Origin of the sequence: Methylocapsa acidiphila B2 (assembly GCF_000427445.1) — a bacterium.
Lineage (GTDB): Bacteria > Pseudomonadota > Alphaproteobacteria > Rhizobiales > Beijerinckiaceae > Methylocapsa > Methylocapsa acidiphila.
This window is the reverse complement of sequence record NZ_KE386496.1, coordinates 764,217-784,477: the sequence shown is the minus strand read 5'-3', so window position 1 is coordinate 784,477 and position 20,261 is coordinate 764,217. Positions and strand designations below refer to the sequence as shown.

The 20,261-nt window shown below is 62.7% G+C and carries 19 protein-coding genes; 12 read left to right on the top strand and 7 right to left on the bottom strand.

Translation table 11 applies throughout. The annotated features are described in order from the left end of the window. Window positions 1-3: 3 nt before the first annotated feature. Entirely contained in the window at window positions 4-2,103 is a 2,100-nt protein-coding gene (gene pbpC / locus METAC_RS0105225) for a penicillin-binding protein 1C (protein ID WP_026606211.1), read from the top strand. A gap of 92 nt (window positions 2,104-2,195) precedes the next feature. Here pbpC and METAC_RS0105220 read toward each other — a convergent pair whose 3' ends face one another. Together METAC_RS0105220 and METAC_RS0105215 are read right to left on the bottom strand one after the other, a co-directional pair. Further along, complete coding sequence (locus tag METAC_RS0105220; protein ID WP_026606210.1) at window positions 2,196-3,953, bottom strand: hypothetical protein; 1,758 nt, start codon at window positions 3,951-3,953, stop codon at window positions 2,196-2,198. 102 nt (window positions 3,954-4,055) lie between these two features. Next, entirely contained in the window at window positions 4,056-5,351 is a 1,296-nt protein-coding gene (locus METAC_RS0105215; RefSeq protein WP_026606209.1) for an adenylosuccinate synthase, read from the bottom strand. A gap of 201 nt (window positions 5,352-5,552) precedes the next feature. On the opposite strand from METAC_RS0105215, the gene METAC_RS22425 reads away from it, so the two are divergent. The 3 genes from METAC_RS22425 to rpmE all read left to right on the top strand — a co-directional run bounded on the left by METAC_RS22425 (window position 5,553) and on the right by rpmE (window position 7,064). Further along, entirely contained in the window at window positions 5,553-6,068 is a 516-nt protein-coding gene (locus METAC_RS22425) for a MarR family winged helix-turn-helix transcriptional regulator (protein WP_051335392.1), read from the top strand. After that, window positions 6,013-6,672, top strand: a complete 660-nt coding sequence (locus tag METAC_RS22420; RefSeq protein WP_245257548.1) for a DUF2269 domain-containing protein — start codon at window positions 6,013-6,015, stop codon at window positions 6,670-6,672. Before METAC_RS22425 ends, METAC_RS22420 begins: the two co-directional genes overlap by 56 nt. Before the next feature lie 161 nt (window positions 6,673-6,833). Then, entirely contained in the window at window positions 6,834-7,064 is a 231-nt protein-coding gene (gene rpmE / locus METAC_RS0105200; protein WP_026606208.1) for a 50S ribosomal protein L31, read from the top strand. A 264-nt stretch (window positions 7,065-7,328) separates the two neighbouring features. Here the strand turns inward: rpmE and rcdA are convergent, their stop codons facing one another. After that, window positions 7,329-7,880, bottom strand: a complete 552-nt coding sequence (gene rcdA / locus METAC_RS0105190) for a protease adaptor protein RcdA (RefSeq protein ID WP_026606207.1) — start codon at window positions 7,878-7,880, stop codon at window positions 7,329-7,331. Window positions 7,881-8,175: 295 nt separating this feature from the next. Between rcdA and METAC_RS0105185 the strand changes: the two genes are divergently transcribed. From METAC_RS0105185 to METAC_RS0105165, 5 genes are all read left to right on the top strand, one after another. Then, on the top strand, window positions 8,176-8,910 hold the full coding sequence (locus tag METAC_RS0105185; protein ID WP_245257421.1) for a hypothetical protein: 735 nt from the start codon (window positions 8,176-8,178) through the stop codon (window positions 8,908-8,910). A gap of 282 nt (window positions 8,911-9,192) precedes the next feature. Further along, a complete protein-coding gene (locus METAC_RS0105180) occupies window positions 9,193-9,951 on the top strand; it encodes an electron transfer flavoprotein subunit beta/FixA family protein (protein WP_026606205.1) in 759 nt (252 codons plus the stop codon). Next, on the top strand, window positions 9,951-10,895 hold the full coding sequence (locus METAC_RS0105175; RefSeq protein ID WP_026606204.1) for an electron transfer flavoprotein subunit alpha/FixB family protein: 945 nt from the start codon (window positions 9,951-9,953) through the stop codon (window positions 10,893-10,895). Before METAC_RS0105180 ends, METAC_RS0105175 begins: the two co-directional genes overlap by 1 nt. A 311-nt stretch (window positions 10,896-11,206) precedes the next feature. Next, entirely contained in the window at window positions 11,207-12,082 is an 876-nt protein-coding gene (locus METAC_RS0105170; protein WP_026606203.1) for a 3-hydroxybutyryl-CoA dehydrogenase, read from the top strand. A gap of 157 nt (window positions 12,083-12,239) precedes the next feature. Next, window positions 12,240-12,809, top strand: coding sequence for an HNH endonuclease (locus tag METAC_RS0105165; RefSeq protein WP_026606202.1), 570 nt, complete (start codon window positions 12,240-12,242; stop codon window positions 12,807-12,809). A 56-nt stretch (window positions 12,810-12,865) separates the two neighbouring features. On the opposite strand, the gene argE is transcribed toward METAC_RS0105165, so the two are convergent. The 3 genes from argE to METAC_RS0105150 all read right to left on the bottom strand — a co-directional run bounded on the left by argE (window position 12,866) and on the right by METAC_RS0105150 (window position 15,874). Further along, a complete protein-coding gene (gene argE / locus METAC_RS0105160; protein WP_051335390.1) occupies window positions 12,866-14,044 on the bottom strand; it encodes an acetylornithine deacetylase in 1,179 nt (392 codons plus the stop codon). A 92-nt stretch (window positions 14,045-14,136) separates the two neighbouring features. Next, a complete protein-coding gene (apaG, locus tag METAC_RS0105155; protein ID WP_026606200.1) occupies window positions 14,137-14,529 on the bottom strand; it encodes a Co2+/Mg2+ efflux protein ApaG in 393 nt (130 codons plus the stop codon). A gap of 115 nt (window positions 14,530-14,644) precedes the next feature. Then, window positions 14,645-15,874: an O-succinylhomoserine sulfhydrylase gene (locus tag METAC_RS0105150; RefSeq protein ID WP_026606199.1), complete on the bottom strand. Its 1,230-nt coding sequence runs from the start codon at window positions 15,872-15,874 to the stop codon at window positions 14,645-14,647. 316 nt (window positions 15,875-16,190) lie between these two features. On the opposite strand from METAC_RS0105150, the gene METAC_RS0105140 reads away from it, so the two are divergent. The 3 genes from METAC_RS0105140 (at window position 16,191) to METAC_RS0105130 (ending at window position 18,818) form a co-directional block, all read left to right on the top strand. Continuing rightward, window positions 16,191-17,378 (top strand): 2'-deoxycytidine 5'-triphosphate deaminase, encoded by a 1,188-nt coding sequence (locus METAC_RS0105140; RefSeq protein ID WP_026606198.1) that lies wholly within the window; start codon window positions 16,191-16,193, stop codon window positions 17,376-17,378. A 64-nt stretch (window positions 17,379-17,442) separates the two neighbouring features. Then, window positions 17,443-18,021, top strand: coding sequence for a cytochrome b (locus METAC_RS0105135; protein ID WP_026606197.1), 579 nt, complete (start codon window positions 17,443-17,445; stop codon window positions 18,019-18,021). Continuing rightward, window positions 18,018-18,818, top strand: coding sequence for a cyclase family protein (locus METAC_RS0105130; RefSeq protein WP_026606196.1), 801 nt, complete (start codon window positions 18,018-18,020; stop codon window positions 18,816-18,818). The genes METAC_RS0105135 and METAC_RS0105130 overlap by 4 nt, the downstream gene beginning before the upstream one ends. A 158-nt stretch (window positions 18,819-18,976) precedes the next feature. On the opposite strand, the gene dapE is transcribed toward METAC_RS0105130, so the two are convergent. Next, on the bottom strand, window positions 18,977-20,137 hold the full coding sequence (gene dapE / locus METAC_RS0105125) for a succinyl-diaminopimelate desuccinylase (protein ID WP_026606195.1): 1,161 nt from the start codon (window positions 20,135-20,137) through the stop codon (window positions 18,977-18,979). Window positions 20,138-20,261 lie beyond the last annotated feature (124 nt).

Genomic DNA, 20,261 nt, shown 5'->3' with positions numbered 1-20,261 from the left:
CCCGTGACGTCCGACCGGCGCTTCGCCGTCCTCGCACTCGTCCTGGCGGTCCTCGGCCTCGCCATTCCAGGCGCATGGCTCAACTATGTCCGCTCGTTCAGGCCCCTCGACCTCGCGGCGGCCGCGCGCGGCTCGACGATCATCGTCGATCGCGGCGGGCGCCTGCTTCGGGCCTTCACGACCGAGGACGGCCGCTGGCGCCTGCCGGTCGCCGCGCGCGACGTCGATCCGCGATTCCTCGCCACGTTGATCGCCTATGAGGATCGCCGTTTCGCGGATCATCGGGGCGTGGATTTTCTCGCGCTCGGCCGCGCCGCCGCGCAGCTTGTCGATCACGGGCGAATCGTGTCCGGGGGCTCGACGCTGACCATGCAGGTCGCCCGCCTGCTCGAGCCCCGCGCGGAAAAATCCGTCTCCGCGAAGCTCGCCCAGATGGTCCGCGCCCTTGAGATCGAAGAACGGATCGGCAAAGCCGGCGTCGTCGACCTCTACCTCACGCTTGCGCCTTATGGCGGAAATATCGAGGGCGCGCGGGCGGCGAGCTTGGCCTATTTTGGCCATGAGCCGAAGCGGCTCTCCATCGCCGAGGCGGCTTTGCTCGCCGCCCTGCCGCAATCGCCGGAGACCCGCCGGCCGGACCGCTTTCCAATCGCCGCCCGCGCCGCGCGCAACCACGTCCTCGACCGGGTTTTCCAACGCGGCCTCATCACCCGCGCCGAGAGGGACGCCGCCGCGCGCGAGCCCGTTCCCGAGGCGCGAAAGCCCTTTCCGTTCCTCGCCCCCCATGCAGCCGAGGCGGCGCTCCTGCGCGCGCCTGAGCGGCGCATCCATCGGCTGACGCTCGACGCCAAGTTGCAGGCCTCGCTCGAAGCCTTGGCGCAGCAAAGCGTTCCGACCCTCGGGCCGAAGGTCTCTGCTGCGATTCTCGTGGTGGACAATCGCAGCGGCGAGATCCGCGCCCATGTCGGCGCCGCGGATTATTTCTCGCAAGAGCGCGCGGGGGCGATCGATATGACCGAGGCGATCCGCTCCCCCGGCTCTGCCTTGAAACCCTTCATCTACGCCCTCGCCTTCGAGAGCGGGATCGCCCATCCCGAGACGATTCTCGAGGATCGGCCCAGGCGCTACGGCTCCTATGCGCCGGAAAATTTCGACCTTTCGTTTCAAGGCGCCGTCACCGCACGGCGCGCGTTGCAAATGTCGTTGAATCTGCCCGCCATCGAGCTGCTGGCCGAAATCGGACCGGCGCGCTTCCTCGCGCGGCTGCGCAATGCCGGCGCGGAGATCGCTCTCTCGGCCGAAGCCGCGCCTGGGCTCGCGGTCGGCCTGGGCGGCGTTGGAATCAAACTGCGCGATCTCGCCATGCTTTATGCGGGGCTCGCGCGCGGCGGCGGCGCCCCGTCCCTAACGGAAACCGCGCCGCGCGGCGCCGGGGCTCCCGCGGAGATCCGCCGCATCAGCGAGCCGGTCGCGAGCTGGTATGTCGCCGACATTTTGCGCGGCGCGCCGCCGCCCTTGAACGCGCCGGCTGGTCGCATCGCCTATAAGACGGGGACGTCCTATGGCTATCGCGACGCCTTCGCGGTCGGCTTCGACAAGGCCCATACAATCGCGGTCTGGGTTGGACGCCCGGACAATGGCGCCGTGCCAGGGCTGATCGGCCGGCAGGTCGCTGCGCCGATCCTTTTCGACGCCTTCGCCAGGCTCGGCGGCGCGCATGAAGTCCAGCCCGCGCCGCCCGGCGCGCTCATCGCGCGGTCCGCTCAATTGCCACCGCCCCTGCGACATTTGCGAAAGGATGCGCCCAAAACCTCGGCTGCGAGCTCGATACCGCAATTGCGCATCGCTTTCCCGCCGGACGGAGCGCGGGTGGATCTGGGGCTGGCCCGGCGCGGACCTGAAGCCTCCGCGCAAGACGTCCGCCTCGCATTGAAGGCGGAGGGCGGCGCGCCGCCTTTGACATGGATCGTCAATGGCGCGCCGATCGGCGCGCCCGACTTACGCCGGCAAGCGAGTTGGACGCCCGACGGCGCAGGCTTCGCCCGCGTGTCGGTCATGGACGCGAAGGGCTCGACCGATAGCGTGCTCGTCCGCATCGAGTAGGCGAGCGCGGCATCGACGCGATGATCGCCAATGGCGCCCTGCTCGTCCGCTGAAATCATCCAACCGACGGGCGGGCGGGCGTTCGGCCTCGCCTATTGCGCCTGCCAGGTCGCGAGCACGTCGTCGAGCGCGCGTTGCCCCGTGGGCCCCTTCTCAAAGGTCAACTTGGCGATCCGGCCATTGGCGAGAACGATTGGAACGTCGATCCATTCCCTCGACTTCAACAAATCGAGATTGCTCGCCTCGGCGTTGCCGCGGCTCAGACCTACAAGGAACGCGTTCTGCGTGATCGGGACCGGAACCCCGGTCAGCGCGTCGCCCGTTTCCGCGTTTTCGCGGCGCATTTGCGGAACATTGATCTGCTGAACGTCGGGCAGAGGTCCGCCGGGCGCCACGGTGAAATTGATCTTCATCGTGTGAGAAGCCGGCAGAGACCCGTCGAAATTCTTCTCGAAGGTCATCGCCGCCTGCAGCTTTTCCTCGGGGATCTCGATTTCGGCGCGAACCGCCGTCGTCAAAGGCTGATCCGGCCCATTGCTGACATTGTCGACCCGCCAAACCACCGAGCCAAGAAAAGTCTTCACCTTATTTGGATCGTCCGGCGCCTCGACCAAAAGAGCGGCCCGGGTCGCGACAGCGGCCGCCGGTTCGGTCGATTCGGCGGCAGAGGAGAGCGCTCCGGCCTGCCCGCCAGCGCCGGTCGCTGCCGGTTTGGTCGGGCTCGCCACAGAACCCGCGCCGCCTCCGATGCGATCGACGATCTTGCCGCTCGGAGCTGGCTCGGTCGAGGCTGAAGGCGTCGCCTGTTTCAAGCCAGTTAGATCCTCCGGCCGGTCCCTCAGCTCGAAGGCCGTGATGGCGATGACTAGGACAAAGAGTCCGAGAACCGCGCCGAAGATCCAAAGGCGCTTCGGGCCTCCGCTCGACGGCGCCGGTCGCGGCGCGAAGGGACGCTGTGCGTCTGGCCTCGTCCGCGCGACTGGTTGAATGATTCGCTCTTCCGATTCACTCGGCGCGATAAACCCTGCCGCGTCGTCGCCCGAGGGCGTTTGCACGCGCATGTCTTCAGGCGCAGCCGTTTGGCGGCTGAGCGCGTCGCCCGAAGCGGCGGCCTGCGCGACGGAGAGGACCTCCGGCGGAACAGGCTCGGGGGCGCGCCGCGGATCGCTCGGGCGCGGCACCGCGGGGCCTATGTCTGAGAAGGGCGCTTTGGCGCCTGGCCGCGCTCTTCCCGGCGGGATGTGTGTGATCGGCGCCTTTGGACGCCGCAAATCCGGCTTCGTCCAAGGCGGCCCATTTGACCCTGAGGCCGGAGGACGGCGCGGCTCTCGTTGGGCCGCGACCACGCCGGGCGGCGCTTTCGGCGCAGGCGGGCGGGCCGGCTCGGAACCGGGCGCCGCAACGCCCGATGTTTCGCGAGGCTGCTCCGCGGCGGCCGAGGCCGCGGCTGCAAGTCCCGCCATCGCCGTAGGATCGCGCGGAACGGGTTCGGCTGGCGTCGCCTCTGTCGGGGTCGGCTCCACGGAAGTCGGCTCGGCGGCTGTCGGTTCAACAGGCGCCGAGCTGGGAGCCGTCGCGCTGGGCGGCGTCGGCGCAGCCGGAATCGGTTCGCTCGACTTCGGCTCCTCGGCGACAGTCGGCGGCGCGCATTCGGCTTCGATGCGCGCGACCGCCGCTTCCAGAGATTCGGCCTCGCGATCAACGTCGGCCTCGGGAACCGGAGGGTCCATGCGCCGAAGTTGGCCGATCAAAGCGCCGCGCGCGCGTTCATAGATCGCGCGGCGCGTCTCTGGCGTGGAACTCGGCAGGCCCGCAACGGCCTTGGCGAGCAGCGGGTAGTAATCAGCCATGCGGGGTTCAGAGCATTCCGCGGGCTTGCCGTCAATACCAACGGGCGCGCCCGTGAGCGTTGAGCGTAACTTGGACCGCGCCGCTCTCGGTCGGGCCTTAGATTAGTCGCGGAACGGATCGTGGACCAGAATCGTGTCCGCCCGTTCCGGGCTCGTGGAGAGAAGAGCCACGGGCGCCTCGATCAATTCTTCGATCCGTCGAACATATTTGATCGCCTGTGCCGGAAGCTGGCTCCAGGACCGGGCGCCCGCCGTCGTGTCTTTCCAGCCCTCGATCGTTTCGTAAATCGGCTTGACCCTCGCCTGTCCCGCCTGGCTCGCCGGAAGCCTATCGATCCGCTCGCCATCGAGAAGATAGCCGACGCAAACCTTGATCTCGTCAAATCCGTCGAGAATGTCGAGCTTGGTGAGCGCGATTCCATCGATGCCGGAGGTCTTCACGGTCTGGCGCATAAGAACGGCGTCAAACCAGCCGCAGCGCCGACGCCGGCCGGTATTGGTTCCGAATTCATGGCCGCGATCGCCGATCAGTTGGCCGATCGAGTCCGTCAACTCGGTCGGAAAGGGGCCGCCGCCGACCCGCGTCGTATAGGCCTTGGCGATGCCGAGCACATAGCCGATCGCCTTGGGGCCGAGGCCGGAGCCGGTCGCGGCTTGGGCCGCGACCGTATTCGACGAAGTCACGAACGGATAGGTCCCGTGATCGACGTCGAGGAGAGCGCCCTGCGCGCCCTCGAATAGAATGCGCTTGCCGGCGCGCCGGGCCGCCTCGAGCCGCTCCCAGGTCGCGTCCATGAAAGGCAGGATCTTGGGCGCGACGCAGTCGAGCTCGACGCGGATCGCCTCCGCGGCGACCGGCTCGAGACCTAGCCCACGCCGCAAAGGGTCGTGATGGGCGAGAAGGCGCGCGATTTTCTGATCGAGCAGGTCCGGCTCGGCGAGGTCCATGAGGCGGATAGCGCGGCGCCCGACCTTGTCCTCATAGGCGGGGCCAATCCCTCGACGGGTCGTTCCGATTTTCAGCGCCTCGACATTCGCGGATTCACGATGGGCGTCGAGCTCACGATGAAGCGAGAGGATCAACGTCACATTCTCGGCGATCTTGAGATTGTCCGGCGAAATGGCGACGCCCTGGGCTTCGAGCTTGGCGATTTCTTCGACGAGATGATGCGGATCCAGCACCACGCCATTGCCAATGACGGATAGCTTGCCGGGCCGCACGATGCCTGAAGGCAGAAGCGCCAGTTTGTAGACCTGGTTGCCAATGACGAGCGTATGGCCGGCGTTATGGCCGCCCTGAAAGCGCACCACAATATCGGCCTCGAGGGACAGCCAATCGACGATCTTGCCTTTGCCTTCGTCGCCCCACTGGGCGCCGACCACCACCACATTCGCCATAGCAGGGCTTTGCTCTGTCTCGATTCAATCGAATTGGACCGCGCCACGCGGCCAAAAATAATCCCGGCGCACCCATAATGGCGGCGCCGGGTCCATTACGCGGCCGGGGTACACGTTCGCGGGGCATGAGTAAAGCGCGCCGCCGCCGGATGCAGCCTTTTCGCAAATTGACAATATATTGTCATTACGACAATATACGACATGAGTACGGAAAGCACGCAGGCTCGCGCCGCCGAAACCTTGACCGAATTGATCCTCGAGATCTTTCGCTTGAACGGCCGCCTCATCGAAGCTGGAGACCAGCTTGTGCGGTCTCTCGGCCTGACGAGCGCCCGCTGGCAGGTGCTTGGGGCCATGGATCGCTCGGCAGTCCCGCTTTCGGTCGCCTCGATCGCACGCAACAAGGGGCTATCGCGCCAGGCGGTGCAAAGGCTGGTCAAGGAAATGGCGAAAGACGGTCTCGTGCGCTTCGCCGCTAATCCACATCACAAACGCGCACAGCTGGTGACGATGACAGAAGCCGGGCGAGCGGCCTTCGCCGCCGCGATGACGAAGCAAGCGCCCTGGGCGGAGGATCTGACGAGGGGCTTGTCGCCGGACGACCTGGCGCAAGCTGTCGCCCTATTGCGGGCTCTGCGCGCGAGGCTCGAGCGTGCGCGAGATGGCGGCGCAAGGCCGGACGACGAACGATGCGCAGGAGAAGCAAGTGGACTATAGCCTGCTGAAGTTTTTGCATATTCTCGGCGCGATCTTGATCGGCGGCGGGCTCATCGGGGTTTGGATGGCCGATCTGCGTTCGCGCCAGCTCACCGAGCTCGCGCCTTTTGCAGAAGCGGTCCGCAACATTGCGGTCTTTTACGACGGGCTCGTCGTCCCGGGGGCCGTACTGCTCCTTGCCTCCGGCTCCTGGCTCATCGTGAGCTACTATGGCGGCTGGGGCTTTCTTCAAATCCCCTGGCTCGCGGGAATGATCTTTCTCTTCGCCTTTGAGTTCATCGAGGGCAATACAGTGACCCGCCTCTATTTCCAGCGGCTGCGCCGGCTGACGCGGGCCGCGCTGGCCGCGGGAAGCATCACCCCGGAGCTTCGCCGCGCGCGCGGAGAGACGCTGCCGACCTTCACGCATTTCCTCGACCTGCCGATGCTTTTCCTCATCATCGCGCTCGGCGCGATGCGTCCGACCAGCTGGACGCTTTTTCTCATAGGATCAGCTGCAGCGCTCGCGCTTGCGACCCTCTTCACGATCGCAATCCCAAGGCTCTATCCGTGGCAGCAAGCGGAGGGGGAGACGGCCGAACCATCTCGATCTCAGGCGAAATGAGCGCCGTCGCCGCCACAGATGGCGGCGGCAACCTTGTAACGAGGGCCGCACTGAGATATAGGGCCACAATCCCGTCATCAGCGACGCTGCGACGTTTTTCTGCGCCTGGCGGCACCATAGCCGCTGACGCCGCATTGGCGTTCTTTAAAGGATTCCTGTCGATGAAGCCCGATATTCATCCTCAATACCATCTCATCAAGGTCGTCATGACCGACGGCACCGAGTTTCTGACCCGCTCGACCTATGGCAGCGAGGGCGATACGCTGAACCTCGACATCGACCCGAAGACGCATCCGGCCTGGACCGGCGGCTCGCAGCAATTGCTCGACCGCGGCGGAAGGCTCTCGCGCTTCAATTCGCGCTTCGGCAATCTCAGTTTCGGCAAGAAATAAATTTTGCGCCTGGCGCCGCTATCGGCCGCCGAGCAAAAAATGGGGCGGCGGAATTTTGAGGCGCGGCCGCCCGATTGCCCACAAGCCTGGCGCAAGACGCCGATGCCTATAGATCACAGCGCCCTCGGACAAAAATGTCCAAAAGCGTCGTCGTCCTCGCCGTATAAAAGGCAGTGAAATTCTCGAATGAGAGCGGCACACGAAAAAGTAGTTCTACTTTTTCGTATCTCCCACAGGGCCGGCGCCCAACAGGCCTGGGCCGGCTCACATTGCGGCGGAACTCATCCGCGCCGGACCGAATGCTGCGCGCAATTGCTCGATCTGGTTTCCGACCGGGCTCCGGGACGAGACGTCCATCGCGCGCAATTCACGCGATTGATACAGCAATCCGTCCAGATGGACGATGCGCGCCTGCAAACGCCGCGAGCGGGCGATGAATTCGCGTAGGCGCAGGGGCAATCGCTCCAGAACATCGTCATTGGACAGAGGATCGGATTTGACGAGGCGGATGCGGCGCTTTTCCGCAGCGGCCTCAGCCCGCGTCAATTCGCCTTCGTTGACGGCGCGTTGGAGAAGAAGCCAGGACGCGATCTGCATCAATCGCGTCGTCAGCCGCATGCTTTCGACCGCATAGGCGAGCGCCGCCGCGCGGGCTAAAGCCCTCGCCTCTTCGCGGCCCTCGCCGTCGAGATAGGCGGCGGCTTCGCCGACGAGATCCATTCCTTCCTTGAACAAGATCAGGAATTGCTCTGACCCGGCCAGCTTTTCGCCAAAAGACACCGGCACGCTACTTTTAAAATACGATAATTGCGACATGCTTCGCCTATTGTTGCGTGAATTCGTCGAGCCGGCCACGCCACGCTCGGTTCGCCAACGGCCATGCGGCGCATATTAGCGCCAATTCCGTCCCCGTGTGGCTTCACTTCTCATTAGGATTAACGCGCCTGCCCAGGCCGGCGCACCGCTGCAGGTTTCGCGCAAGCTTCGGGGCCTATCAAGGACCTGCGCGCGGCGCCGGTTTTCCGTCGCGGGACAAGAAGCAAGAAGATTGAAAGCAGCGCCAAAAATTGAGTCGATAAGGTTAATCATGACGCATTCTGTAAAGAGACCGATGGTGTTTATCGCGACCCCTTGTTTCGGGGGACTGGTCTCACAGCATTATATGCAGTCGATCCTCGGCCTGATCCAATATGCGAGCCAAAACAGCTTCGACGCGGCCTTGGCGTTGCTCGGCCACGATTCCCTGATCACGCGCAGCCGCAACACGCTCGTCGCCCAGTTCCTGAACACGCCGACAGCGACGCATCTTTTATTCATCGACGCCGACATCTGCTTCGAGCCTGAGCAGGTGCATCACATGCTCCGTTTCGATCAGGATTTTGTGGCGGGCGTTTATCCGCTCAAAGTCATCGATTGGAGCAATGCCGCGATCGTGCGCGCCGCGAGCCGCGGCGAAAGCTTCGAGGCCGCTCCCCTTCTTTATGTCGGCGCGCTCTGCTCTGGAAACGAGCTGGAGCGCGACGGACGCTTCGCCACCGGGATCTATTGCGGCGGCGGATTCATGATGGTCCGGCGCGAAGTGATCGAACGGATGATCGAAGCCTATCCGCAAAGCCGCTACACCAGCGCGCACGCCTATTCCAACGCCAAGGCCGACGTAAATTACGCGCTGTTCGATTGCCTGATCGACAAGGACACCAACGCTTACGTTAGCGAAGACTTCGGCTTCTGCCAGAAATGGCGCGACATTGGCGGCAAGATTTGGCTCGACACCGAAGGACGGTTGACCCATATCGGCGCCTATAGCTTTCGGGGCGACCCGCGGCCGCGCTACGCCCTGGCCTGATCGGCCGAGGCCGCAAAAGCAGGGCGTGCCGAAGGGGATGAAAACGCTTGCCGTTGTTCGCCGAGGCCGACGGTGCGCCGATTCAGGCAAGCTTGGCTTTATTGACTTGCCCAGCAGGCGCGATTACTTAAGGCTCTCTCCGACTCTGTCGACTCGGATGTTCGGACAGACCGCTCAAATCCACAATTCCGGCTTAGGGTCCGATTGAAACGGGCGCCGCGCTTTTCAAAACATGCTAGGTATTGCGGCGGCCTGCAAAGCAAAATATCCTTGAGTTTCCCGATGAAAATTCTCGTGCCCGTGAAGCGGGTGGTCGACTACAACGTCAAGATCCGCGTGAAGCCGGACGGCTCGGGCGTTGATCTCGCCAATGTCAAAATGTCGATGAATCCGTTCGATGAAATTGCCGTCGAGGAAGCGCTCCGCTTGCGCGAGGCCGGCAAGGGGTCGGAAATTCTCGTTGTTTCCATTGGACCGGCGCAAGCGGTCGAGACGATCAGAAGCGCTCTGTCCATGGGCGCCGACAATGGGCTTCTGGTCCAGACAGACCAGCCTGTCGAGCCGCTCGCGGTCGCCAAGATCTTGAAGGCCGTGGTCGACGCGGAGTCGCCGGGACTCGTCATTCTCGGCAAGCAGGCAATCGACGACGATTGCAATCAGACCGGCCAGATGCTCGCGGCGCTGCTCGGCTGGGGGCAAGGAACCTTCGCCTCCAAGCTGGAGATCGGCGCAGCCGGCGAAGGAACAATCGACGTGACCCGCGAGGTCGATGGCGGATTGCAGACCGTCACGCTCAAACTTCCTGCGGTCGTGACGACCGATTTGCGCCTCAACGAGCCGCGCTACGCCTCGCTCCCCAACATCATGAAAGCCAAAAAGAAGACCATCTTGGAGAAGACTCCGGCCGATTTCGGCGTCGATGTCACGCCGCGACTGAAAATTCTCCAGACGGTCGAGCCCGCAGCGCGCAAAGCGGGCGTCAAGGTCGGCTCGGCGGCGGAGCTTGTCTCGAAACTCAAGAATGAAGCCGGGGTGATCTAATGCCGGTCTTGCTGCTCGCCGACATTCAGAAGGGGCGGCTCAACGAGGCGACCGCCAAAGCCTTGACCGCCGCGAAGGCGCTCGGCGAGCCCGTTCATATTCTTGTCGCGGGCTCTGGACTTCAGGCTGCCGCCGAAGCCGCCTCCAAGCTCGGCGGCGTGGAGAAAGTCCTGCTCGCCGACGACGCGCTTTACGCCCATCACTTGGCCGAGCCTCTGGCGGCCCTTCTGGTTCAATTGGCGGGTCCCTATTCCGCGATCGTCTCGGCCTCGACGGCAACCGCTAAGAATGTGATGCCGCGCGTCGCGGCGCTCCTGGACGTGATGCAAATTTCGGAAATCACCAAGGTCGTCGCGCCGGACACGTTCGAGCGGCCGATCTATGCCGGAAATGCGATCCAAACCGTCCAGTCGAGCGACGCGAAGAAGATCATCACCGTGCGGACCGCGGCCTTTCAGGCGAGCGGCGAAGGCGCGGCGGCGCCGATCGAGACCATAGCCGCAGCCGCGGCGCCAGACGTCTCGAGCTTCAAGGACGAGGCTCTCGGACAATCGGACAGGCCGGAACTGACTTCCGCGAAGATCGTCATTTCCGGCGGCCGTGGCATGCAGAACGCGGAAAATTTCGCGTCTCTCATCGAGCCGATCGCCAATCGACTGGGCGCCGCCATGGGCGCGTCGCGGGCGGCGGTCGATGCGGGCTATGCGCCGAATGACTGGCAGGTGGGGCAGACCGGCAAGATCGTCGCCCCTGACCTCTATATCGCGGTCGGGATTTCGGGCGCGATCCAGCATCTCGCCGGAATGAAGGATTCGAAGGTGATCGTCGCCATCAATAAGGATGAGGAAGCGCCGATCTTCCAGATCGCCGATTACGGCCTGGTCGGCGATCTCTTCACTATTTTGCCAGCTTTGGACGAGGAACTCGCCATCATCGGTCTATGAGCGGCGATGATGAAAATGGACATCTTGTCGATTCGTCGGCGCCGCGCCGGCGCACTATTTTCTAGAAAGTTCGCGCGACGGATCGCATGTCAGGAAGACGCTCCTCGCCGTCAAAGTTGGACGCGTTGGGAAGTTTTTCCAAGCGAGTGGCAATCGCTTCTCCTTTGGTCTAGAACTCCGCCCGCCAATACCGAGCGCGGGTTTCGCTAAGCCTGCGTCGCGTCGATGAAAAAATGAGAATGCGGCGCCGGTTTTCTTGGTATGAGAAATCAAATTGGCCTCGCGTCTGATTTCCGTTACGGACGAATGAAATGGACATCAATAAGATCGGGGTGATCGGCGCCGGACAAATGGGGACGGGCATCGCTGAAGTTTGCGCCCTCGCCGGCATCGAGGTCGCGCTAAACGACATATCCGAAGAGCGAATCAAGGCTGGACTCAATGTCATCGCCGCGCATCTCGACCGCCAGGTTGAGAAGCTCCAGATCGATTCGGCGACGCGCGACGCGGCTTTGAGCCGGATCAAGCCGGCTGTGGATTACGACGCCTTCGCCGACCGTGATCTCGTCATCGAAGCCGCTTCCGAGAATGAAGAGCTCAAGCGCAAGATTTTCGCCAAGCTCTGCCCTTCCCTCAAGCCGGAGGCCATGCTGGCCTCGAACACGTCCTCGATCTCGATCACCCGGATCGCATCCGTGACCGATCGGCCGGAGCGCTTCATCGGGATCCATTTCATGAACCCAGTGCCGCGCATGCAGCTCGTCGAGCTGATCCGCGGCATCGTGACCGAAAACACGACCTTCGAGGCCGCCAAAGAGCTGATCTCGCGGCTCGGCAAGACCTATACGGTCTCGGAGGACTTCCCCGCCTTTATCGTGAACCGCATTCTGCTGCCGATGATCAATGAGGCGATCTACACGCTTTACGAGGGCGTTGGATCGGTCGAGGCGATCGACACGGCGATGCGCCTCGGCGCGAACCATCCGATGGGGCCACTGCAGCTCGCCGATTTCATCGGCCTCGACACTGTTCTTTCGGTGATGCAGGTCCTGCACGAAGGGCTCGCCGATTCGAAATATCGGCCCTGCCCTTTGCTGGTCAAATATGTCGAGGCCGGCTGGCTCGGGCGCAAGACGCAGCGCGGATTCTATGATTATCGCAGCGGAACGCCGGTTCCGACCCGTTAAACGCCTGATCTATTTTTTATTTTAGGTTTGCCCGGAGCGTCGCCGTCGCGGTCGCCGCAAGCGGAATTAAGTTCGCGCTCGGCCTCCTGATCCGAATGACGTTGACGAGTTAAAGCCCAGCCGCTAATGGGGAGCGAATGCAGGGCGAGGGCCGGTTTTGACGGTTCATGTTCACCCCACTGTATCGCCGGAGGCATGTCCGGCCCTCGTGCTCAACGCCGATTTCAGGCCTTTGAGCTACTATCCCCTGTCGCTCTGGTCTTGGCAGGATGCGATCAAGGCGGTCTTTCTCGATCGGGTCAATATCGTCTCCAACTACGATAAGATGGTCCGAAGTCCGAGCTTCGAGATGCGCCTGCCCTCGGTCGTCTCGCTCAAGACCTATATCAAGCCCTCGCGACACCCCGCCTTCACCCGCTTCAACGTCTTCCTGCGCGACCGCTTCACTTGCCAATATTGCGGGGCGCGCCAGGATCTGACCTTCGACCATGTCATCCCGCGCTCGAAGGGGGGAACGACGACCTGGGAAAATGTCGTCGCAGCCTGTTCGACCTGCAATCTGCAGAAAAGCGACAGGCTGCCGAACGAAGCCCATATGTGGCCGGCGCATAAGCCCTATCAGCCCACGGTCAATGATCTCCACCAGAACGGCCGGCTCTTCCCGCCAAATTATTTGCACGAGAGCTGGATGGACTATCTCTATTGGGATTCCGTGCTGGAGCCTTGAGTCTATAGAGCTCCGCTCCGGATAGGCCGATTTGGCCAATCTCAACAATGCAGATCTTAGCTCAGCTCCGCCGCGAGCCTGCGCATGAAGGCGAGTCCGGCCTCGATTTGCGCGATCTCAATATATTCGTCCGGTTGGTGCGCCTGGTTGATCGAGCCGGGGCCGCAGACGATCGTCGGCACTTCCGCCGATTGGAATTGGCCGGCTTCCGTTGCGAAAGGCACGGTGATCGTGCGATTGGACTGAGCGAGCTTCAAGGCCAGGCTTTCCGCCGACGACCCGCTCTCCGGCCTGAGGCCCGGCACCTCGACCTCGGTCACGGTCTCGATAAAGGCGTTCTTGGCGAAGCGCGTGAGCTGCGGCGTCGCAACGGTCTCGACATAGTGCTCAAGATGATCCAGCGCCAGCGTTGGCGGCACATCCGGAAGGCTGCGGAACTCCCAATGGAAGGCGCATTGCTTGGCGAGAATATTTCGCGCCGTCCCGCCATGAATGGTGCCGACTTGGATCGTCGAGAAAGGCGGGTCGAATCGTCCCGATGGATCGCCGGCGGCCTCAAGCTGAGCGGCGAAGCGATAAAGCTCCGTGACGAGGTCGCAGGCCGTCTGGATCGCATTCGCGCCGAGGTGCGGCTTGGACGAATGAGCCTCATGCCCATGGACCGTGGTGCGATAGGTCGCGATCGCCTTATGCGCGTCGGCCACTTGCATCAGCGTCGGCTCGCCGACGAGCACCGCCCCCGGACGCGGCAAGCCGCCGCCGAAACGCGCGATCGTATCGAGCGGACCGCGGCAGGTCGTCTCCTCGTCATAGCTCAAAAGAATATGAATCGGACGCGACAGGCGCGCCTTTTGGAATTCGGGGATCATCGCAAGGCAAATGGCGTCGAAGCCCTTCATGTCGCAGGCGCCGCGGCCAAAGACCTTGCCGTCGGCATGGCGCAGCTTGAAAGGATCGCCTGTCCAGGCCTGGCCTTCCACAGGAACGACGTCGGTATGGCCTGACAAAACCACGCCGCCGTCGATCTTGGGGCCGACGGTCGCAAAAAGCGCCGCCTTATCGCCCTCGCTATTGGGGATTTTCACATAATCCACGCCGAGGCGTTGAAAATAGGTCTCGACCGCCGCGACGAGCGCCAGGTTGGATTTCGAGCTTTCGGTGTCGAAGCCGATCAGAAGATCGAGCAAGTCGAGCGTGGCGGCGAGGCTATCCGAATTGTCGCGCGCGATGGACATCGGCGGAAAGCTCCTGAATGCTCGCCGCGCCGACGCATAGCCGCGCGCCTTTCGTTGTCAGCCTGCGGCCGAGATTCGCGACGGCGGGCGGCTTAGTTGAGGACGCGACGCGCGTAAGGGGAATCCAAGGAAAACACCGGGATCTCGGCCTCGAACACGTCGCCGTTCTCGTTCACCATGCGATAGGTCCCGGTCATGATGCCCGAGGGGGTCGTCAAATTCGATCCCGACGTGTAGCGAAACGTCTCGCCGGGCTTCAAAATCGGCTGCTCGCCGACGACGCCTGGGCCTTGCACTTCCTCGAGCTTGCCATTGGCGTCGGTGATCTTCCAATGCCGCGCGGTGAGCTGGACCGTCATATTGCTCTGATTGGCGATTTCGACCGTATAGGCCCAAAAAAAGGTCGCCTCATCCGCATCCGATCGCTCTGGAACGAATTCTGGCAGCACTGTGATTTGAATGTCTTGCGTGACGGCGCTGTACATGGCTCGATCTGATCTGAGTGCGCCGGACGAGGCCCGACGCGAGACAATTAACACAGGCTCATTCCCGAGAAAACGGATCTGATGGAACGGCCGCGCCAAAAAGGGGAAGCAATAACTATTCCGCCGCGAGGCCTTGACGATCGAGCTCGTCGAGCGCCGCATCGAGGTCGTCGATGAGATCATCCGCATCCTCGAGCCCGACCGAGAGGCGCAGAAGTCCGTCGCTCACGCCGAGCGCAGCCCGCGCTTCAGGCGTCAATCTCTGATGCGTCGTCGTGGCCGGATGGGTGATCAGGCTTTTCGCGTCGCCGAGATTATTCGAGATCGTGATGATCGAAAGCCGATTGGCGAAAGCATAGGCGGCGGGCTTCCCGCCTTCGATCTCGAAAGCGACCAGCGTCCCGCCTCCGGCCATTTGCTTCTTGACCAACTCGGCCTGCGGGTGATCGGCCCGGCCGGGATAGCGGACGCACGCGACATGACGGGAGCCGGCCAGGAAATCCGCGACGCGGCCAGCGTTTTCCATTTGCTGGCGCACCCGCAGGGGCAGCGACTCGAGCGATTTTAGGAAGACCCATGCGTTGAAGGGCGAGAGAATAGGCCCCGTCTGGCGAAGGAGAGGATGAATGTCGGTCTCGATGACCTCGCGGCCGCCGAGGATGATTCCACCGAGGCAACGGCCATGGCCATCTATATGCTTGGTCGCCGAATAGACGACGAGATCGGCGCCGAGCGCCAAGGGCTTTTGCAGCACGGGCGTGGCGAACACATTATCGACGATGAGCTTGGCCCCGTTCTCATGCGCGATGGCAGCGATGGCGGCGATGTCGTAAACGTCAAGACAGGGATTGGTCGGGCTTTCTATGAACAGAACCTTGGTCTCGGGCCGGATCGCGGCGCGCCATTGCGCGAGATCCGCGCCGTCGACCAGCGTCGAGGCCACGCCGAAGCGCGGCAGAAGCTCCTCGACGACATAGAGGCAGGCCCCGAAAAGAGCGCGGGCGGCGACGACATGATCGCCGGCCCTAACCAGACCGAAAAGAGAGGCCGATACCGCCGCCATCCCGCTCGCCGTCGCACGCGCCGCCTCCGCCCCTTCGAGCAGGGCCATGCGCTCCTCGAACATGGCGACAGTCGGATTGGAATAGCGCGAATAGACATAGCCGGGCTCGTCGCCCTTCATCCGCGCCTCGGCGGTCTCCATCGAGGGATAGGCGAAGCCCTGCGTGAGGAAGATGGCCTCGGAGGTCTCGCCGAATTGCGAGCGAAGCGTCCCGCCATGAACGAGCTGCGTCGCCGGGCGCAAGGTTTTAGGATCGCGCTTCTTTTGCCCGGACTCGCTCATCTCGTCTCCTTAATCTGAATTTCCGAAAGGACTCGCCGGATGTGTTGAAAAGGATGCAGATGCTGTCACCTAAACAAGCTTGTCCCGTTTTGCCAATGCAATCTTGCACCGCGCGCGATCGGCGCGCCCGGCAGATTTTTTATCGAAAATCGGGCGGAGAGCCAAAATTCCGCGCCAAATTATGGAATGATGGAAAATCCAAATCGTCGGATCGGGTGACGGCCCGCGGCGGCGGCCCGGGCGACAAGCGCGGGAATTCATCCTAATCCCCTGCACTCCGCGCCTTTCCAGCCTCTGAAGGATCATGCGTTTCGCCATGCCGTCTCTTTTCGCCAAATCCGGGCGCGACGACGAGATGGACTCGTCTCTCCTCGGCGCCGGAGATTTCGGTGTTCAGTTCGGGCTTCTTCCGCGCGAGAAGATCGAGCTGATGGTCCGCCGGAAGATGATTCAAGCCGAAAAGGAACTCGACGAAGGTCAGTTTCAACCGGCGAGTCTCGACCTTCGCCTGAGCGGGCGAGCCTATAGGGTCCGGGCCAGCTTTCTCCCCGGCAGGGAGCGCAAAGTTTCTGAGCAACTCGAGGCGCTCGAGACGGATTCGATCAGTCTGGAGGGCAATGGCGCGGTGCTGGAGCGCGGCTGCGTCTATGTGATCCCCTTGCTCGAACATTTGAACCTGCCCGAGAGCATTCTCGGCGTCGCCAATCCGAAAAGCTCGACCGGCCGGCTCGATATTTTCACCCGCCTCATCACGGACAATAGCGACGTGTTTGACCGCGCCGCGCGCGGCTACCGGGGCCAGCTCTTCGCCGAGGTTTCCCCGCGCAGCTTCAGCGTCCGCGTTCGCAAAGGCGCAAGGCTCAATCAGATCCGATTCAGACGGCTGAATTCGCAGCAGCTCGAGCGGACTGATTTCGGGATGGACGATAAGGAGCTTCGCGAGCATCACCAAAGGACGGCGTTGGTCGACGGCGATTTGAACCTGCGCAACGGGCTTGTCCTCAGCGTCGGACTCGGCGCCCAATCTGTCGGAAACGTGATCGGCTATCGCGCGCAAAAGCACGCCGACATTATCGACGTCGATCGGATCGCGGCCTATAGGGTCGACGATTTTTGGGATGAAATTCGCCCCCGCGACGACAAGGGGCTGATTCTCGATCCTGGTGAATTCTATATTCTGGCGTCTCGCGAAAGGCTGCAAATTCCGCGCGACCTCGCCGCCGAGATGGTGCCGATCGATCCGGCTATGGGTGAATTTCGCGTCCATTACGCAGGTTTTTTCGATCCGGGCTTCGGCGCGACGGCAGACCATCGCCCCGGCGCGCGGGCCGTGCTCGAAGTCCGAAGCCATGAGGTGCCGTTCATTCTGGAGGATGGACAAGTGGTCGGCCGGCTCGTTTATGAGAAAATGGCTGCGCCGCCAAAGGTGCTCTATGGCGAGGGCGACGCCTCCAATTACCAGGGCCAGGGCTTGAAGCTCTCCAAGCATTTTCGGATGGAGTGACTGTGACGAAGCCTGCTGCGCTACGAAAGATCGATCTGTTCATTGCCCAGAGGAGCCATGGCTTATGCTGAAAAAGGCGGATTTTTATGATGAAGACGCCGAGCCGCGCTATGCGCTCGTGGCGCAATGGGCGCATTGGCTCACCGTGCTCCTGATTTCAGCGGCGGTGATCGTCGCCTGGATCATGGCAGCGGAGGCCCGCGACAATCCCTCGCGCCCCGATCTCTTCACCCTCCATAAGGCGCTCGGGGTCACGATCTTCGCCATCGCCGCGTTTCGCATTCTCTGGCGCGCGGTGAGCAATGCTCCGCCTCTGACGGGACGAGTCGCGGCCTGGGAGGCCGCGCTCGCCAAGATCACCCATCTTTTTCTCTATCTCGTTCTGATCGCCATGCCGGTCACCGGCTTCATCATGTCGCAGGCCGGCGGCCATCCCATCAGCTTTTTCTACCTGTTCGACCTACCCACGATCATTCCGGAAAACAAAAACGTCGGGGAACTCGCCGAGGAGGCGCATCTCTGGCTGCAATGGGTCCTTTACGCGCTCGTCGCCTTTCATGTGCTCGGCGTGACCTGGCATGTCTATGTGCGGCGCGACGGGGCCTTGCACCGCATGTTGCCGAGGCAGGTCAACGCCGAATGAGCGCGGCCGGGCGCTGGCTTTTGGCGCTTTGCCTCGCCGGCGCCTATTCGAGCCCGTCGGCGCTCGCCGAAGGCTCACTGGCGGAGGCCTATAGGATCCTGGCGTCGAAGCAATTCGTCGATCTCACGCATTCCTTCGGCCCCGACGCGCCGGTTTGGCAAGGCTTTGGCCAGGCTCGTTTCAGCCCTGCCGTCGATCCGGCGACCCAGAAGCCCTATACGATCGCAAGGGACGGGTTTCGCGCGACCTTTTATGAAATGGTCGGGCAATATGGGACGCATGTCGACCCGCCGGCGCATTTCGCTCAAGGCGGGATCACAATGGACAAGATCCCGCTCGACCAAATGATCCTGCCGCTGGTCGTGCTCGACGACACACCTTATCTCGGCGCCGACCCCAATCACGCCTTCTCCCTCGCCGATCTTCAGGACTGGGAGAGGCGGCATGGCGATGTGCCGAAAGGGGCCTTTGCCGCGCTACGCACCGATATGTCGAAAGATTGGGACCGTGATCCTGAGCGGTTCAAGCGGACGCCCTTCCCGGGCTGGTCCTTGGACGCGGTGAAATTTCTCGTCGAGCAGCGGGGCGTGACGGCGATCGGCCATGAATCCATGGACGCCGATACGACCGAAAAAATGGACAGTGAGACCTATATTCTGACGAGCGGCCATTATCAGATCGAAGTGATGGCCAATCTCGATCGAGTTCCAGCGACGGGCGCGCTGATTGTCGTGACCTGGCCGAAGGTGCAGGACGGCCTAGGCTTTCCCGCGCGGGCCCTTGCGATTTTACCGTGACCTGAGGCGACGCTCTCAGCGTGAGAATCCATCCAGCCTGTGCCAATTGCCGACATGAACCGAGACGAAGCCATAAGCCGTTTGAAGCCGATTTGAAGCGTCTCGGCGTCGAGCGCCTTTATTAAGTGCGGCTGAACTCGGCCTGGCGTCCGGCGCGGTCACTTACGGAAATATTCCTCCAGCACCGCCCGATAAATCTCCGCCAGCGCCTCCACATCGGCGACGGCTACCCGCTCGTCCACCATATGCATGGTCTGGCCGACGAGGCCGAATTCGAGAACCGGGCAATAGGCGCGGATGAAGCGCGCGTCGGACGTGCCGCCCGAGGTTGAAAGCTCAGGCCTTCGCCCCGTCTTCTTCTCGATCACGCCCGCGACAAGCTCAGTGAAGGAATCGGGCTCCGTCACAAAGGCCAGCGCATTGCAGGGCTCGAAGCTCAACGCGTAATCTGCGCCCTGCCCCGCCGCCTCGAGCCTGCGGCGAAGCTCCGCGCCTAGCGTCTCCGGCGTCCAGATATCATTGAAGCGGATATTGAACCGCGCGCGCGCCTCGGCCGGAATGACGTTCCAGGCCGGATTGCCGACATCGACCGAGACGATTTCGAGATTGGAGGCGGAGAAATGCGCCGTTCCCTTGTCGAGCGGCTCGGCGAGCAAGGCCTGAAGCAGGCGCAGCATTGCGGGAATGGGATTATTCGCCCGCTCCGGATAGCCGACATGGCCCTGGCGGCCAATTACCGTCAGAGAGCCGTTCAGCGAGCCCCGCCTGCCGATCTTGATCATCTCGCCCAAAGCTAAAGGATTGCTCGGCTCGCCGACGATGCAATGATCGAAGCGCTCGCCCCGCTCAGCAGCCCAGCGCAGAAGCTTCACCGTGCCATTGACGGCCGGGCCTTCCTCATCGCCTGTGATGAGAAACCCGATCGAGCCTTTTCGCAGCCCATGCTGCGCAACATAGGCGCATGCTGCGCTTGCGAAGGCCGCGACCGCGCCCTTCATATCGGCGACGCCCCGTCCCCAGACCGCGCCTTCGGCGAGTTCGGCCGAGAAAGGATCAAATCGCCATTTGGCGGCGTCGCCGATCGGTACGACGTCGGTATGGCCGGCGAAGATAAGATAAGGCGCGCCCGAGCCAATGCGGGCGTAGAGATTGTCGATATCAGGCGTGCCTGGCTCCGAAAAAACCACCCTATGCGTCGCGAAACCAGCCCTTTTCAGCGTCGCCTCGAGCACGTCGAGCGTCCCGCCATCCTGCGGCGTCACGGAATTGCATTGGACGAGGGCGCGGCAGAGGTCGAGAGCGTTTGCGGAAGCGGACATGCTGAAAAAACTTCGTGAACGAGCGTGGCGAATACGGCCGGCGCCAAGCGCTCTATGGCATGGCGCGGGGCGGCGCCGCAAACTTTCGCGGGCTCTGGCCGAAACCAGATCCGCTCCTCTCAAG